Source organism: Pseudomonas sp. NPDC089530, from assembly GCF_050280705.1.
Classification (GTDB): domain Bacteria; phylum Pseudomonadota; class Gammaproteobacteria; order Pseudomonadales; family Pseudomonadaceae; genus Aquipseudomonas.
Map to the genome: position 1 here is coordinate 1 of NZ_JBNNVU010000031.1, position 13854 is coordinate 13854.

At 62.2% G+C, this 13854-nt stretch carries 10 protein-coding genes and 1 pseudogene; 3 read left to right on the plus strand and 8 right to left on the minus strand.

Translation table 11 applies throughout. The features are described 5' to 3' along the window. Positions 1 to 53 precede the first annotated feature (53 nt). From rpsA to mtnA, 8 genes and pseudogenes are all read right to left on the minus strand, one after another. Positions 54 to 446, minus strand: a pseudogene (gene rpsA / locus ACQKQA_RS14065) (30S ribosomal protein S1); the annotation flags it as partial. A 121-nt stretch (positions 447 to 567) separates the two neighbouring features. Continuing rightward, complete coding sequence (gene cmk, locus ACQKQA_RS14070; RefSeq protein WP_427558256.1) at positions 568 to 1257, minus strand: (d)CMP kinase; 690 nt, start codon at positions 1255 to 1257, stop codon at positions 568 to 570. Then, positions 1254 to 3461, minus strand: coding sequence for a bifunctional prephenate dehydrogenase/3-phosphoshikimate 1-carboxyvinyltransferase (locus tag ACQKQA_RS14075; protein ID WP_427558394.1), 2208 nt, complete (start codon positions 3459 to 3461; stop codon positions 1254 to 1256). Before ACQKQA_RS14075 ends, cmk begins: the two co-directional genes overlap by 4 nt. Before the next feature lie 28 nt (positions 3462 to 3489). Further along, a complete protein-coding gene (gene hisC, locus ACQKQA_RS14080; protein WP_427558258.1) occupies positions 3490 to 4602 on the minus strand; it encodes a histidinol-phosphate transaminase in 1113 nt (370 codons plus the stop codon). Positions 4603 to 4612: 10 nt separating this feature from the next. After that, positions 4613 to 5707, minus strand: coding sequence for a prephenate dehydratase (gene pheA, locus ACQKQA_RS14085; protein ID WP_092300248.1), 1095 nt, complete (start codon positions 5705 to 5707; stop codon positions 4613 to 4615). Then, entirely contained in the window at positions 5707 to 6792 is a 1086-nt protein-coding gene (gene serC, locus ACQKQA_RS14090) for a 3-phosphoserine/phosphohydroxythreonine transaminase (RefSeq protein WP_427558260.1), read from the minus strand. Before serC ends, pheA begins: the two co-directional genes overlap by 1 nt. Positions 6793 to 6856: 64 nt before the next feature. Further along, positions 6857 to 9526, minus strand: coding sequence for a DNA gyrase subunit A (gyrA, locus tag ACQKQA_RS14095; protein WP_427558263.1), 2670 nt, complete (start codon positions 9524 to 9526; stop codon positions 6857 to 6859). Positions 9527 to 9870: 344 nt separating this feature from the next. Next, a complete protein-coding gene (gene mtnA / locus ACQKQA_RS14100; RefSeq protein ID WP_427558266.1) occupies positions 9871 to 10947 on the minus strand; it encodes an S-methyl-5-thioribose-1-phosphate isomerase in 1077 nt (358 codons plus the stop codon). A gap of 108 nt (positions 10948 to 11055) precedes the next feature. Here mtnA and ACQKQA_RS14105 point away from each other — a divergent pair, with 108 nt between their 5' ends. From ACQKQA_RS14105 to mupP, 3 genes are all read left to right on the plus strand, one after another. After that, positions 11056 to 12387, plus strand: a complete 1332-nt coding sequence (locus ACQKQA_RS14105) for a TRZ/ATZ family hydrolase (RefSeq protein ID WP_427558269.1) — start codon at positions 11056 to 11058, stop codon at positions 12385 to 12387. A gap of 63 nt (positions 12388 to 12450) precedes the next feature. Next, positions 12451 to 13149 carry a bifunctional 2-polyprenyl-6-hydroxyphenol methylase/3-demethylubiquinol 3-O-methyltransferase UbiG gene (ubiG, locus tag ACQKQA_RS14110; RefSeq protein ID WP_427558272.1) on the plus strand — a complete coding sequence of 233 codons (699 nt, stop codon included), beginning with the start codon at positions 12451 to 12453 and terminating at the stop codon, positions 13147 to 13149. 4 nt (positions 13150 to 13153) lie between these two features. Beyond that, positions 13154 to 13825: an N-acetylmuramic acid 6-phosphate phosphatase MupP gene (gene mupP / locus ACQKQA_RS14115; RefSeq protein ID WP_427558275.1), complete on the plus strand. Its 672-nt coding sequence runs from the start codon at positions 13154 to 13156 to the stop codon at positions 13823 to 13825. Positions 13826 to 13854 lie beyond the last annotated feature (29 nt).

Here is a 13854-nt window from a genome sequence, read left to right on the forward strand (position 1 = left end):
GCCTTTCAGATAGAGGTACAGCGGTTCGTTCTGAAACACCTGAAGCTTGCCGCGGCACGGATGCCGTTAACGTCGACAGTGAAGCCGCCCTTAACCTTACCGTTGATAACGCCCTTGACCACTTCTTCGGCTGCGAAGGCTGCTTCCAGAACGATCCAGCATTCAGCGCGCTTGGCTTTTTCACGGGACAGCTTGGTTTCACCGAAGCCGTCTTCAACCGAATCCAGAGCAACGTGAACTTCATCACCAACATTGATGGACAGGTCGCCAGCATCGTTGTAGAACTGCTCAAGCGGGATCAGCGCTTCAGACTTCAGACCAGCGTGAACGGTTACCCAACGCGCTTGGTAGTCGATGTCGACGATAACACCGGTGATGATGGAGCCTGCCTGAAGGTTCAGGGTTTTTAGGCTTTCTTCAAAGAGTTCCGCAAAGCTTTCGCTCATTTTAATTCCTGTTGATAAGGGCGAAGAATACGCCCATCTGCCACATCCCAGACAATGTGGGTTACGTTCATATAAAAGAAAGACCGCAGGACTATGACTGGTCCCCTGCGCTCTTCCTTGGTCACCCGGCGATATCGCGAATGGCGATCTCGCTCAAGATGCGTTCCAGCACCTGCTCGATGGACAACTCCGTGGAATCCAGCTGTATGGCGTCAGCCGCCGGTTTGAGCGGGGCGACCGCTCGCTGGGTGTCACGCTCATCGCGTGCACGAATCTCATCTAGCAGACTCGACAGACTAACACCATCGACTTTGCCCTTCAACTGCAAGTAACGGCGGCGCGCACGCTCCTCGGCACTTGCGGTCAGGAAAATCTTCAAAGGCGCATCGGGAAATACCACAGTCCCCATGTCGCGCCCATCGGCCACCAACCCCGGAGGCTCCTGAAAAGCCCGCTGCCGCTGCAACAGCGCATCACGCACCGCCGGCAGCGCGGCGACCTGAGACGCCCAGGCACCTACCTGCTCGTTGCGCAAATCGTCGGTGACATCGTCACCCTCCAGAATGATGTGCTGCGGATGACCTTCGGTCGCTCCGACGAACTGCACATCCAGGTGAGCCGCCAACAGCTTCAGGGACTCCTCGTTGGTCAGGTCGACCCCATGGTTGCGCGCGGCAAAAGCCAGCAGGCGGTACAAGGCACCGGAATCCAGCAGGCACCAGCCGAGGCGCTTGGCCAGAATCCCGGCGATAGTGCCCTTGCCCGAGCCACTCGGCCCATCGATGGTGATGACTGGCGCCTTGATGTTCACGACTGAGCCTCTTGCGCGACGCGAATGCCGACCTGCGCGCACAACGCAAGGAAGTTCGGGAAGGACGTGGCAACGTTGGCGCAGTCATGGATGCGGATTGGCGCAGCGGCACGCAACGACGCCACACTGAAAGCCATGGCGATACGGTGGTCGCCATGGCCATGCACTTCGCCGCCGCCAATCTGGCTGCCATCGATGATGATGCCGTCCGGAGTCGGCTCACACTTGACGCCCAGCGCCAGCAAGCCATCAGCCATCACTTGAATGCGGTCGGACTCCTTGACCCGCAGCTCCTCAGCGCCACGCAGCACGGTACGCCCCTCGGCACAGGCCGCGGCGACGAACAGCACCGGGAATTCGTCGATCGCCAGCGGAACCAGCTCTTCCGGAATCTCGATACCCTTGAGCTTCGCCGCGCGAACACGCAGGTCTGCCACCGGCTCGCCACCGACTTCACGCTGATTCTCCAGGCTGATATCAGCCCCCATCAGACGCAGGATGTCGATGACACCGGTACGCGTAGGGTTGATACCAACGTGCTCGAGCACCAGCTCGGAACCCTCGGCGATGGATGCCGCCACCAGGAAGAAGGCCGCCGAAGAAATATCCGCAGGCACCTCGATATGAGTCGCCTTCAGCTTGCCACCGGATTCAACCGAGGCCGTGGCACCCTCGACCGCTACCGAATAACCGAAACCACGCAGCATACGCTCGGTGTGGTCACGGGTTGGCGCCGGCTCGGTCACCGTGGTTTTACCGTCGGCGTACAGACCGGCCAACAGCAGGCAGGACTTAACCTGGGCGCTGGCCATCGGCATGGTGTAAGTCAGGCCCTTGAGCTTGTTACCACCACGAATGGTCATCGGCGGACGCCCTTCCGCAGCAGTCTCGATCACCGCCCCCATCTCGCGCAGTGGGTTGGCCACGCGGTTCATCGGGCGCTTGGATAACGAAGCATCCCCCGTCAGCACGCTGTCGAAATCCTGCGCGGCCAGCAGGCCGGACAGCAGGCGCATCGAGGTGCCGGAGTTACCCAGATAGATCGGCCCCGGAGCCGGCTTCAGGCCGTGCAGGCCAACGCCGTGAATAGTCACGCGACCATGGTGCGGGCCTTCGATGACCACACCCATGTCGCGGAAAGCCTGCAGCGTCGCCAGGGCGTCTTCGCCCTCGAGGAAGCCTTCGACTTCGGTAGTACCTTCAGCCAGGGAGCCGAGCATGATCGAACGGTGAGAAATCGACTTGTCACCCGGTACACGAATCCGCCCAGTCAGGCGGCCACCAGGATTTGCCAGGAAAATCAGGTTATTGGAGTTCATAGCGTCCACATAGGCCCGGCGGGCCAGGATTTTACTGAAATGCTCGCGGGCCACCCGGGCGCGAGTGAATACGCCCAACAACTGGTGCCCGTCCCCTGCATCGACCGCGTCGCGCAGGGCGTCGAGGTCATTGCGAAATGTATCGAGTGTGCGCAGGACAGCTTCGCGGTTGGCGAGGAAGATGTCGTGCCACATGACCGGGTCGCTACCGGCGATTCTCGTGAAATCGCGGAAACCGCCCGCAGCGTAACGGAAGATGTCCAGATTTTCACTGCGCTTGGCCAACGAATCGACCAGACCGAACGCCAGCAGGTGCGGCAGGTGGCTGGTCGCCGCCAACACTTCGTCATGGCGCTCGACCTGCATGTGTTCAACATCGGCCCCCAGCTCGCGCCAGAGCTGGTCGACCACCGCCAAGGCTGCCGGATCAGTCTGCTCCAGCGGCGTCAGGATCACTTTGTGGCGGCGGAACAACTGACCATTGGAGGCCTCGACCCCGCTCTGCTCGGAACCGGCGATCGGGTGCCCCGGAACGAAACGCGGCGGCATGCCGCCAAAGGCCTCGGTCGCCGCGCGCACCACATTGCCCTTGGCGCTGCCGACGTCGGTCAGGATAGCCTGCCCCAGATCCATGCCGGCCAGAATCGCCAGCAACTTCTCCATGGCCAGAATCGGCACTGCCAGCTGAATCACATCAGCCCCCTGGCACGCCAGCGCCAGGTCTTCTTCACAGCGATCCACCACGCCCAGCTCAACGGCCAACTTGCGCGATTGCGGATCGAGATCAACGCCGACCACCTCGCGGCACACGCCACTTTCACGCAGCCCCTTGGCAAAGGAACCGCCGATCAGCCCCAGGCCAACCACCACCAGGCGACCGATCATAGGCACCACAGGTTGCACTGGAATGACATCAACCACGGGCCAGAACCTTGGCCAGAGCCTCGAGGAAGCGGCTGTTTTCCGCCGGCAGGCCAATGGTCACCCGCAGGTGATTCGGCATGCCGTAGTTGGCCACCGGCCGCACGATAACCCCTTCACGCAACAAGCCCTGGAACACCGGCGCGGCAACCTGCCCGAGATCCACGGCGATGAAGTTGCCCCGCGACGGGATCCAGGCCAGCCCCAGCTCGCGGAAACCAGTTTCCAGTTGCTGCATGCCGGCCTCGTTCAGGCGACGGCTTTCGGCCAGGTATTCGTCGTCCTGCAGCGCGGCACATGCCGCAGCCAGCGCCAGGCTGTTGACGTTGAACGGCTGGCGAACGCGATTGAGCACATCGGCCACAGTCGCGGTCGACAAGCCATAACCCACCCGCAGCGCTGCCAGGCCGTAGGCCTTGGAGAAGGTCCGCGAAACCAGCAGGTTCGGATAGGCCGCAAGGAAATCCAGGCCATCCGGCAGATCGCTGCCCTCGGCATATTCGATGTAAGCCTCGTCCAGCACCACCAGCACATGCGCCGGCACGTCCTGGAGGAAGTCGTCCAGCGCCTCGGCGCTGAACCAGGTGCCGGTCGGATTGTTCGGGTTGGCGATGAAGACCACCCGAGTATCGGCATCGATGGCCTGCAGCATGGCTGGCAGGTCATGTCCCCATTCCTTGGCCGGAACCACACGAGCCTCGGCACCGACCACCTGGGTGACGATCGGATACACGGCAAAGGCGTGCTCGCTAAACACCGCATTCAGGCCAGGTGCCAGATAGGCGCGGGCGACCAGTTCCAGAATGTCGTTGGAACCGTTGCCCAGGGTGACCTGGGCCAGCTCGACGCCACAGCGCTCGGCCAGCAGGGTCTTGAGCGCAAACCCATTGCCATCCGGATAACGGGTCAGCTCGGCCAGCTCTTCGCGGATCGCCGCCAACGCCTTGGGGCTGGCGCCCAGCGGGTTTTCATTGCTCGCCAGCTTGACGATTTTCGCCGGATCGATGTCCAGTTCGCGCGCCAGTTCGTCCACGGGCTTGCCCGGAACGTAAGGCGAAAGTTGTTGCACGCCCGGCTGCGCCAGAGCGAGGAAGTCGCCACTCATTGTTAAAGCCTCAGAGAACCGCTTTCGGGTAGGAACCCAGCACCTTCAGTGCCACTGCTTCCTGACTGATCTTTTCCAGCACGCCCTTGATCAATGGATCGCGGTGATGGCCGACAAAGTCGATGAAGAACACATAGGTCCACTTGCCACTGCGCGAAGGCCGGGTTTCGATACGCGTCAGGTCGATACCGTTCTCATGGAAGGGCACCAGCAGCTCGTGCAGGGCACCGGGCTTGTTGCTCATGGAAACGATGATCGAGGTCTTGTCGTCGCCGGTCGGCGGCACTTCCTGATTGCCGATCATCAGGAAGCGCGTGGAGTTGTCCGGACGATCCTCGATTTTCTCGGCCAGACGGGTCAGGCCATACAGGCTTGCCGCCATGTCACCGGCGATGGCCGCCGAGTTCCACTCGCCCTTGACCCGCTTGGCCGCCTCGGCGTTGCTGGAAACCGCGACGCGCTCGACATTCGGATAATGGGCATCCAGCCACTTGCGGCACTGCGCCAGCGACTGGGCATGGGAGTAGATGCGGCTGATGCTGTCGGTCTTGGTGTTTTCACCAACCAGCAGATGGTGGTGGATACGCAGCTCGACCTCGCCGCAGATCACCATGTCGTGTTCCAGGAAACTGTCGAGGGTGTGGTTGACCGCACCCTCGGTGGAGTTTTCCACCGGCACCACGCCAAAGTTCACCGCACCCGCCGCCACCTCGCGGAACACCTCATCGATCGCCGCCATCGGTTTGCTGATCACCGCGTGACCGAAGTGCTTCATGGCCGCGGCCTGGGTGAAGGTGCCTTCGGGGCCGAGATACGCCACTTTCAGCGGCTGCTCGAGCGCCAGGCAGGACGACATGATTTCACGGAACAACCGCGCCATCTCTTCGTTGCCCAGCGGCCCCTGATTGCGCTCCATCACCCGCTTGAGCACCTGAGCTTCACGCTCAGGACGATAGAACACCGGCACTTCGCCTTCGGCCAGCGAGGCCATCTTTACTCGCGCGACTTCCTGGGCGCAGCGCGCACGCTCACTGATCAGCTCCAGGACTTTCTCGTCCAGGGCATCGATGCGCAGGCGCAGTGCCTTGAGTTCTTGCTCAGACATTAGCCATGTTCCTTCTCGAACTCTGCCATGTACGCCACCAGCGCATTGACCGCATGGATGTCGACGGCGTTGTAGATGGAGGCGCGCATGCCGCCCACCGAACGGTGACCCTTGAGGTTCAGCAGACCACGGGCATCGGCACCGGCGAGGAACGGCTTGTCCAGACGGTCGTCGGCCAGGCGGAACGGCACGTTCATCCACGAGCGGTCCGACTTGTTGATCGGGTTGCTGTACAGGCCGCTGGCATCGATGAAGTTGTACAGGGTGCGCTGCTTGACTTCGTTGAGCTCGGCGATGGCTTGCACCCCGCCCTGCTCCTTGAGCCATTCGAACACCAGGCCGGACAGGTACCAGGCCAAGGTCGGCGGCGTGTTGTACATCGAGCCGTTGTCTGCCGCGACCTTGTAGTCGAGCATGGTCGGGCACAGCGAACGCGCGCGGCCCAACAGGTCCTCGCGAACGATATTGACGACGATGCCGCTCGGGCCGATGTTTTTCTGCGCGCCAGCATAGATCATGCCGAAGCGGGAGATATCCACAGGGCGCGAAAGGATGTCGGAAGACATGTCGGCCACCAACGGAACGTCGCCGGTTTCCGGAACCCACTGGAATTCCAGGCCGCCGATGGTTTCGTTCGGTGCGTAGTGCACGTAGGCCGCGTCTTTCGACAGCTGCCATTCGTTCTGGCCAGGAATGGCGAAGTAATCGTAAGGCTTGGCGGTGGCTGCCACGTTGATATGGCCGTAGCGCGACGCTTCTTCAATGGCCTTCTGCGACCAGATACCGGTGTCGATATAGTCGGCCGAGCCATTTTCCGGCAACAGGTTCAGGGGAATCTGAGCAAATTGCTGGCTGGCGCCGCCTTGCAGAAACAGCACTTTATAGTTCGAGGGGATATTCAGCAGGTCACGCAGATCCTGCTCGGCCTTGGTGGCAATGGACACGAACTCATCGCTGCGATGGCTCATTTCCATGACCGACAGGCCCTTGCCTTGCCAGTCCAGCAATTCGGCCTGGGCACGCAACAGGACAGCTTCAGGTAGCGCAGCGGGACCTGCGCAGAAGTTATAGGCTCGTTTGCTCACATCCACTCTCGCTATGCATTCACGGTAGCGGACAGAGCAAACACTCTGCCCTGCTACGATTGATTTAGTCTTGCGACTCTTCTTCGCCGGCGGCGTCAGCCTGTTGGCCTTCGACGGCATCGTCCGAATCAGTCACCGCATCCAGCACGGCGCCTTCGAGCACCTCGCCGTCCTCGCCTTCCAACTCGTCACCTTCGACTTCGGACGGCTCCTGAACCCGCTCCAGGCCCACCAACGTTTCATCGTTGGCCAGCTTGATCAGGGTCACACCCTGGGTGTTACGGCCCAGGCTGGAAACTTCGTCGACCCGGGTGCGCACCAGGGTGCCCTGGTCGGAAATCAGCATGATTTCCTCGCCGTCGAGCACCTGGACCGCACCGACCAGACGGCCGTTACGCTCGTTGCTGACCATGGCGATAACGCCCTGGCCACCACGCTTGTACTCAGGGAACTCGGTGATAGCGGTACGCTTGCCATAACCACGCTCGGAAGCGGTGAGGATCTGGCTGCCTTCTTCCGGAATCAGCATGGAGATCAGCTTCTGTCCTTCCGGCAGGCGCATGCCGCGCACACCGCGGGCGGTACGGCCCATGGCACGCACATCGGACTCCTTGAAGCGAGTCACCTTGCCACCGTCGGAGAACAGCATGACTTCACGCTCGCCATCGGTAATGGCCGCGGAAATCAGCACGTCGCCCTCGTCCAGCTCCAGAGCGATCAGGCCGACGCTGCGCTGACGGCTGAAGGATTCCAGCGGGGTCTTCTTCACGGTGCCGTTGGCGGTCGCCATGAAGATGTAGTGACCTTCGGTGTACTCCTCGACCGGCAGCATGGTGGTGATGTATTCACCGTCATCCAGCGGCAGCAGGTTGACCAGCGGCCGACCACGGGCGGCACGGGAAGCCTCGGGAATCTCGTAGGTTTTCAGCCAGTAGACCTTGCCCTTGCTGGAGAACAGCAACAGCGTGGTGTGACTGTTGGCCACCAGCAGGTGAGCGATGTAGTCCTCATCCTTGACGCCGGTCGCCGACTTGCCTTTGCCGCCACGACGCTGGGCCTGGTACGCGGCCAGCGGCTGGGTCTTGGCATAGCCGCCGTGGGAGATGGTCACGACGCGCTCTTCTTCCGGAATCATGTCGCCCAGGGTCAGGTCGAGACGGGCATCGAGGATTTCGGTGCGACGCACATCGCCGTACTCGGCGCGAATGACTTCCAGCTCTTCGCGGATCACTTCCATCAGGCGCGTGGCGCTGTTGAGGATGCGGATCAGCTCACCAATCTGGTTGAGAATCTCCTGGTACTCGGCCAGCAGTTTTTCATGCTCGAGACCGGTCAGGCGGTGCAGACGCAGTTCCAGAATGGCTTGCGCCTGCTCTGGCGACAGGAAGTACTTGCCGTCGCGCAGACCGTATTGCGGATCGAGGTTTTCCGGACGGCAGGAATCAGCGCCGGCACGCTCGACCATGGTCATCACCGCGCTGGACTCCCAAGGGGTGCTGACGAGCGCTTCCTTGGCTTCCGATGGCGTCGGCGAGGCCTTGATCAGGGCGATGACCGGGTCGATGTTCGACAAGGCAACAGCCTGACCTTCGAGGATATGGCCACGCTCGCGCGCCTTGCGCAGTTCGAACACGGTACGCCGGGTCACCACTTCGCGGCGGTGACGGACAAAGGCTTCCAGCAGGTCCTTCAGGTTGAGGATCCGCGGACGGCCATCGATCAGCGCGACGATGTTGATACCGAACACGCTCTGCAGCTGGGTCTGGGCGTAGAGGTTGTTGAGGATCACCTCCGGCACTTCACCGCGACGCAGCTCGATGACCACACGCATACCGTCCTTGTCGGACTCGTCGCGCAGTTCGGTGATGCCTTCGAGTTTCTTCTCCTTGACCAGCTCGGCGATCTTTTCGATCAGACGCGCCTTGTTCAACTGGTAAGGCAGCTCGGTGATGACGATCTGCTGGCGGCCACCGACCTTGTCGATGTCTTCGATGATCGAGCGGGCACGCATGTAAATGCGGCCACGGCCGGTGCGGTACGCTTCGATAATGCCTTCGCGACCGTTGATGACCGCCGCGGTCGGGAAGTCCGGACCGGGGATGTGCTGCATCAGCTCGTCGACGGTCAGCTCGGGGTTGTCGATCAGCGCCAGGCAGCCGTCGATGACTTCACCGAGGTTGTGCGGCGGAATGTTGGTCGCCATGCCCACGGCGATACCGCTGGAGCCGTTGACCAGCAGGTTGGGGATCTTGGTCGGCATGACCGCGGGGATCAGTTCGGTGCCGTCGTAGTTCGGCACCCAGTCCACGGTTTCCTTGTGCAGGTCGGCCAGCAGCTCGTGCGCCAGCTTGGTCATGCGCACTTCGGTGTATCGCATGGCCGCCGCGTTGTCGCCGTCGACCGAACCGAAGTTACCCTGACCGTCTACCAGCAGGTAGCGCAGGGAGAATGGCTGGGCCATACGAACGATGGTGTCGTACACCGCGGTATCACCGTGCGGGTGATACTTACCGATCACGTCACCGACAACACGGGCAGATTTCTTGTACGGCTTGTTCCAGTCGTTACCGAGCTCGCTCATCGCGTACAGCACGCGCCGGTGCACGGGCTTCAAGCCATCGCGCGCATCAGGCAGCGCCCGCCCGACGATTACGCTCATCGCGTAGTCGAGATAGGACTGTTTCAGCTCGTCTTCGATATTGACCGGGAGGATTTCTTTGGCCAGTTCGCCCATGAGAAGCCTGATTCCTTTTTCTGGTGAAACTTCGTCACATCCATATGGGACGAACGAAGCTCGCCGCTGCAGGCCTAGTGCCATGCACCGACTTACGACAAATCAACAAGTTATGCCATGGATTTGCGCAGTAAAGGCAGCCACTTCGGACCACCTTGGAAACCGCCGGATGTTATCACAAACGCCGCCACGCACCTATCCCCCTGATGCGCATGGAGCATAGTTAGTTGACCGGTGACAGGCTGATAAGAGACCAGAGAAGCTCAGAGGCAGATTTCGCACCCGAATGCGGATGTTTTCCCGGGCTGACGACAGCCGTCATCGACAACTTCTGCAACACGATTTCAGTGCAGGCGCTTGCGGCACATCAACTGGGCCATTTTCGCGGTATCGGGACGCTCGACTATGCCTTTCTCGGTGACGATGGCGTCGATCAGGTCCGCCGGGGTGACGTCGAACGCCGGGTTATAGACCTCCACGTCCGCCCCGACCCGCTGGCCGCCGACCTCGAGCAGCTCCTTGCCATCGCGCTCCTCGAGCGGAATGTCCTCGCCACTGGCCAGGGCCATGTCGATGGTCGAACTCGGGGCGACCACCATGAAGCGCACACCGTGATGCATCGCATTGACCGCCAGTTGATAGGTGCCGATCTTATTGGCCACATCGCCGTTGGCGGTAATGCGGTCCGCCCCCACGATCACCCAGGTCACGCCCTTGGTTTTCATGATGTGCGCGGCGGCGGAGTCGGCATTCAAGGTCACCGGAATACCCTCGTTGGCCAGCTCCCAGGCCGTCAGCCGCGAGCCTTGCAGCCAGGGCCGGGTTTCGTTGGCATACACCCGCTCGACCATGCCTTCGCCAAAGGCCCCGCGAATCACCCCCAGGGCGGTACCGAAACCACCGGTCGCCAGGGCGCCAGTGTTGCAGTGGGTGAGGATGGCCTGGGCATTGCCCTGATGCTTGCGAATCAGGTCGGCACCCAATTGCGCCATGGTCAAGTTGGCTTCGCGGTCGCTTTCATGGATGGCCAGGGCTTCCGCCTCCAGCACCGCCAGAGGATCGGCGTGTTCCTTGAGGCGTTCCAGGCGCTCGCGCATGCGGCTCAGTGCCCAGGACAGATTGACCGCGGTCGGGCGCGCGTCGGCGAGCAGCGCGAAATCCTCTTCCATGGCCGCCTGCCAATCGCCGCCCTCGGCGAAACGCGCGCGCGCCGCCAGGACCACGGCGTAGGCAGCACTGATGCCGATCGCCGGCGCGCCACGCACCACCCTCTCGCGAATGGCATGCGCGACGTCGGCCGCACGGGTGTAGGCGATCCAGCGCTCCGCGGATGGCAAAATACGCTGATCGAGCAGATACAGGGCGTCATCCCGCCAATCGATGGCCTTCACCTTCTCCGCCGCCAACAGTCGATCGCGCATCCCTCACCCCGCACTCATGAACAAAAGCCGCCGATTATAGCGATCCCCCGGAGAAGACGCTCGGGTATACTTCGCCATCCTCCACCAACGCCCTGGAACCGATCCTCGATGCCGAAGCCTGTCGTTGCCCTCGACTTACTCCTGCTGCCGACCTGGCTGGTGCCCGTGGAACCGGCCGGCGTGGTACTCAAGGAACACGGCCTGGGCATCCGCGACGGACGCATCGCGTTCATCGGTCCGCGCACCGAGGCCTTGAAACTGCAAGCCGCCGAGGTCCGCGAGCTGCCAGGCATGCTGCTCAGCCCCGGGCTGATCAACGCCCATGGCCACGCGGCGATGACCCTGTTCCGCGGCCTGGCCGACGATCTGCCGCTGATGACCTGGCTGGAAAACCACATCTGGCCCGCCGAAGCCAAATGGGTCGATGAAGCCTTCGTCCGCGACGGCACCAACCTGGCCATCGCCGAACAGCTCAAAGGCGGCATCAGCTGTTTTTCCGACATGTACTTCTTCCCCAAGGTGGCCAGCGAGTGCGTGCACAACAGCGGCATCCGGGCGCAGATCGCCATTCCGATCCTCGACTTCCCGATTCCCGGCGCCAGCAACGCCGACGAAGCCATCCGCCAGGGCGTCGAGCTGTTCAGCGACCTCAAGCACCATCCGCGCATCAAGATCACCTTCGGCCCCCACGCCCCCTACACGGTCGGCGACGAAAACCTGGAGAAGATCCGGGTCATTGCCGAAGAACTCGACGCCTCGATCCACATGCACGTTCATGAAACCGCCTTCGAGGTCCAGCAGGCTGTGGCCCAGCATGGCGAGCGCCCACTGACCCGCCTGGCGCGGCTGGGGCTGCTCGGACCGCGCTTCCAGGCCGTACACATGACGCAAATCAGCGATGACGACCTGGCTTTGCTGGTAGAAACCAACAGCAATGTCATTCACTGCCCGGAGTCGAACCTGAAACTGGCCAGCGGCTTCTGCCCGGTGGAACGGCTGTGGCAGGCCGGCGTCAACGTAGCGGTAGGCACCGACGGTGCCGCCAGCAACAACGACCTGGACCTGCTCGGCGAAACCCGCACCGCAGCCCTGCTGGCCAAGGCCGTGGCCGGCTCGGCCACCGCCCTGAACGCGCACCAGGCCCTGCGCATGGCCACGCTCAACGGCGCCCGCGCCCTGGGCCTGGACAGCGAGACCGGCTCGCTGGAACTGGGCAAGGCCGCGGACCTGGTGGCTTTCGACCTGTCCGGCCTGGCGCAGCAACCGATCTACGACCCGGTGTCGCAACTTATATATGCCACCGGCCGCGATTGCGTGAAACACCTTTGGGTCGCCGGCAAGCAATTGCTCGACGACCGGCGCCTGACGCGCCTGGACGAACAACAGCTGCACGCCACGGCGACAGCCTGGGGCCAGCGCATCAGCGGCCATACCGAATAGCAGGCCCCCTCGAGCCGCGGCTCGAGACCCACAGCAGAATTTTCCAGATTCAGAGGATTACCCATGAGCAACGTCGACCACGCCGAAATCGCCAAATTCGAAGCCCTCGCCCATCGCTGGTGGGACCGCGAGAGCGAATTCAAACCGCTGCACGACATCAACCCGCTGCGGGTCAACTGGATTGACGAACGCGTCAACCTGGCCGGCAAGAAAGTCCTCGACGTCGGCTGCGGCGGCGGCATCCTCAGCGAAGCCATGGCGCAACGTGGCGCCACGGTCATGGGCATCGACATGGGCGAAGCGCCCCTGGCGGTGGCCCAGCTGCATCAACTGGAATCCGGGGTGAACGTCGAGTACCGGCAGATCACCGCCGAAGCCCTGGCCGAAGAAATGCCCGAGCAGTTCGACGTCGTCACCTGCCTGGAAATGCTCGAGCACGTGCCGGATCCGTCCTCGGTGATCCGCGCCTGCTTCCGCATGGTCAAGCCCGGCGGCCAGGTGTTCTTCTCCACCATCAACCGCAATCCGAAGGCCTACCTGTTCGCCATCATCGGCGCCGAATACATCATGAAGCTGCTGCCGCGCGGCACCCATGACTTCAAGAAATTCATCCGTCCTTCCGAACTGGGCTCCTGGAGCCGCAGTGCCGGCCTGACCGTCAAGGACATCATCGGCCTGACCTACAACCCGCTGACCAAGCACTACAAGCTGGCCGCCGACGTCGACGTCAACTACATGATCCAGACCCTGCGAGAGGAATAAGCCCATGCGTATCAGAGCAGTTCTTTTCGACATGGACGGCACTCTGCTCGACACCGCGCCGGACTTCATCACCATCTGCCAGGCCATGCGCGCCGAGCGCGGCCTGGCGCCGATCGCGGACAAGCATATCCGTGACGAAATTTCCGGCGGTGCCCGGGCGATGGTGTCCGTGACCTTCTCGATGGACCCGGAGTCCCCGGGCTTCGAGGCACTGCGCCAGGAGTTCCTGGAGCGCTACCTCAAGCATTGCGCCGTGCACAGCAAGCTGTTCGACGGCATGGCCGAACTGCTGGCCGACATCGAAAAGGCCAAGCTGATCTGGGGCGTGGTCACCAACAAGCCGGTACGTTTTGCCGAGCCGATCATGCAGCATCTGGGCCTGGCCGAGCGCTCCGCCCTGCTGATCTGCCCGGACCACGTGAAGAACACCAAACCCGATCCGGAACCGTTGATCCTGGCGTGCAAGATGCTCGACCTCGACCCGGCCAGCGTCCTGTTCGTCGGCGATGACCTGCGCGACATCGAATCGGGTCGCGACGCCGGCACCAAGACCGCCGCCGTGACCTACGGCTACATCCATCCGGACGACAACCCCAAGCACTGGGGCGCCGATGTGGTGGTGGACCACCCACTGGAACTGCGCCAGCTCCTGGACCAGGCGCTGTGCAGCTGCTGATCGGCCCAGGCTTTCGCTTCTGATTTCCC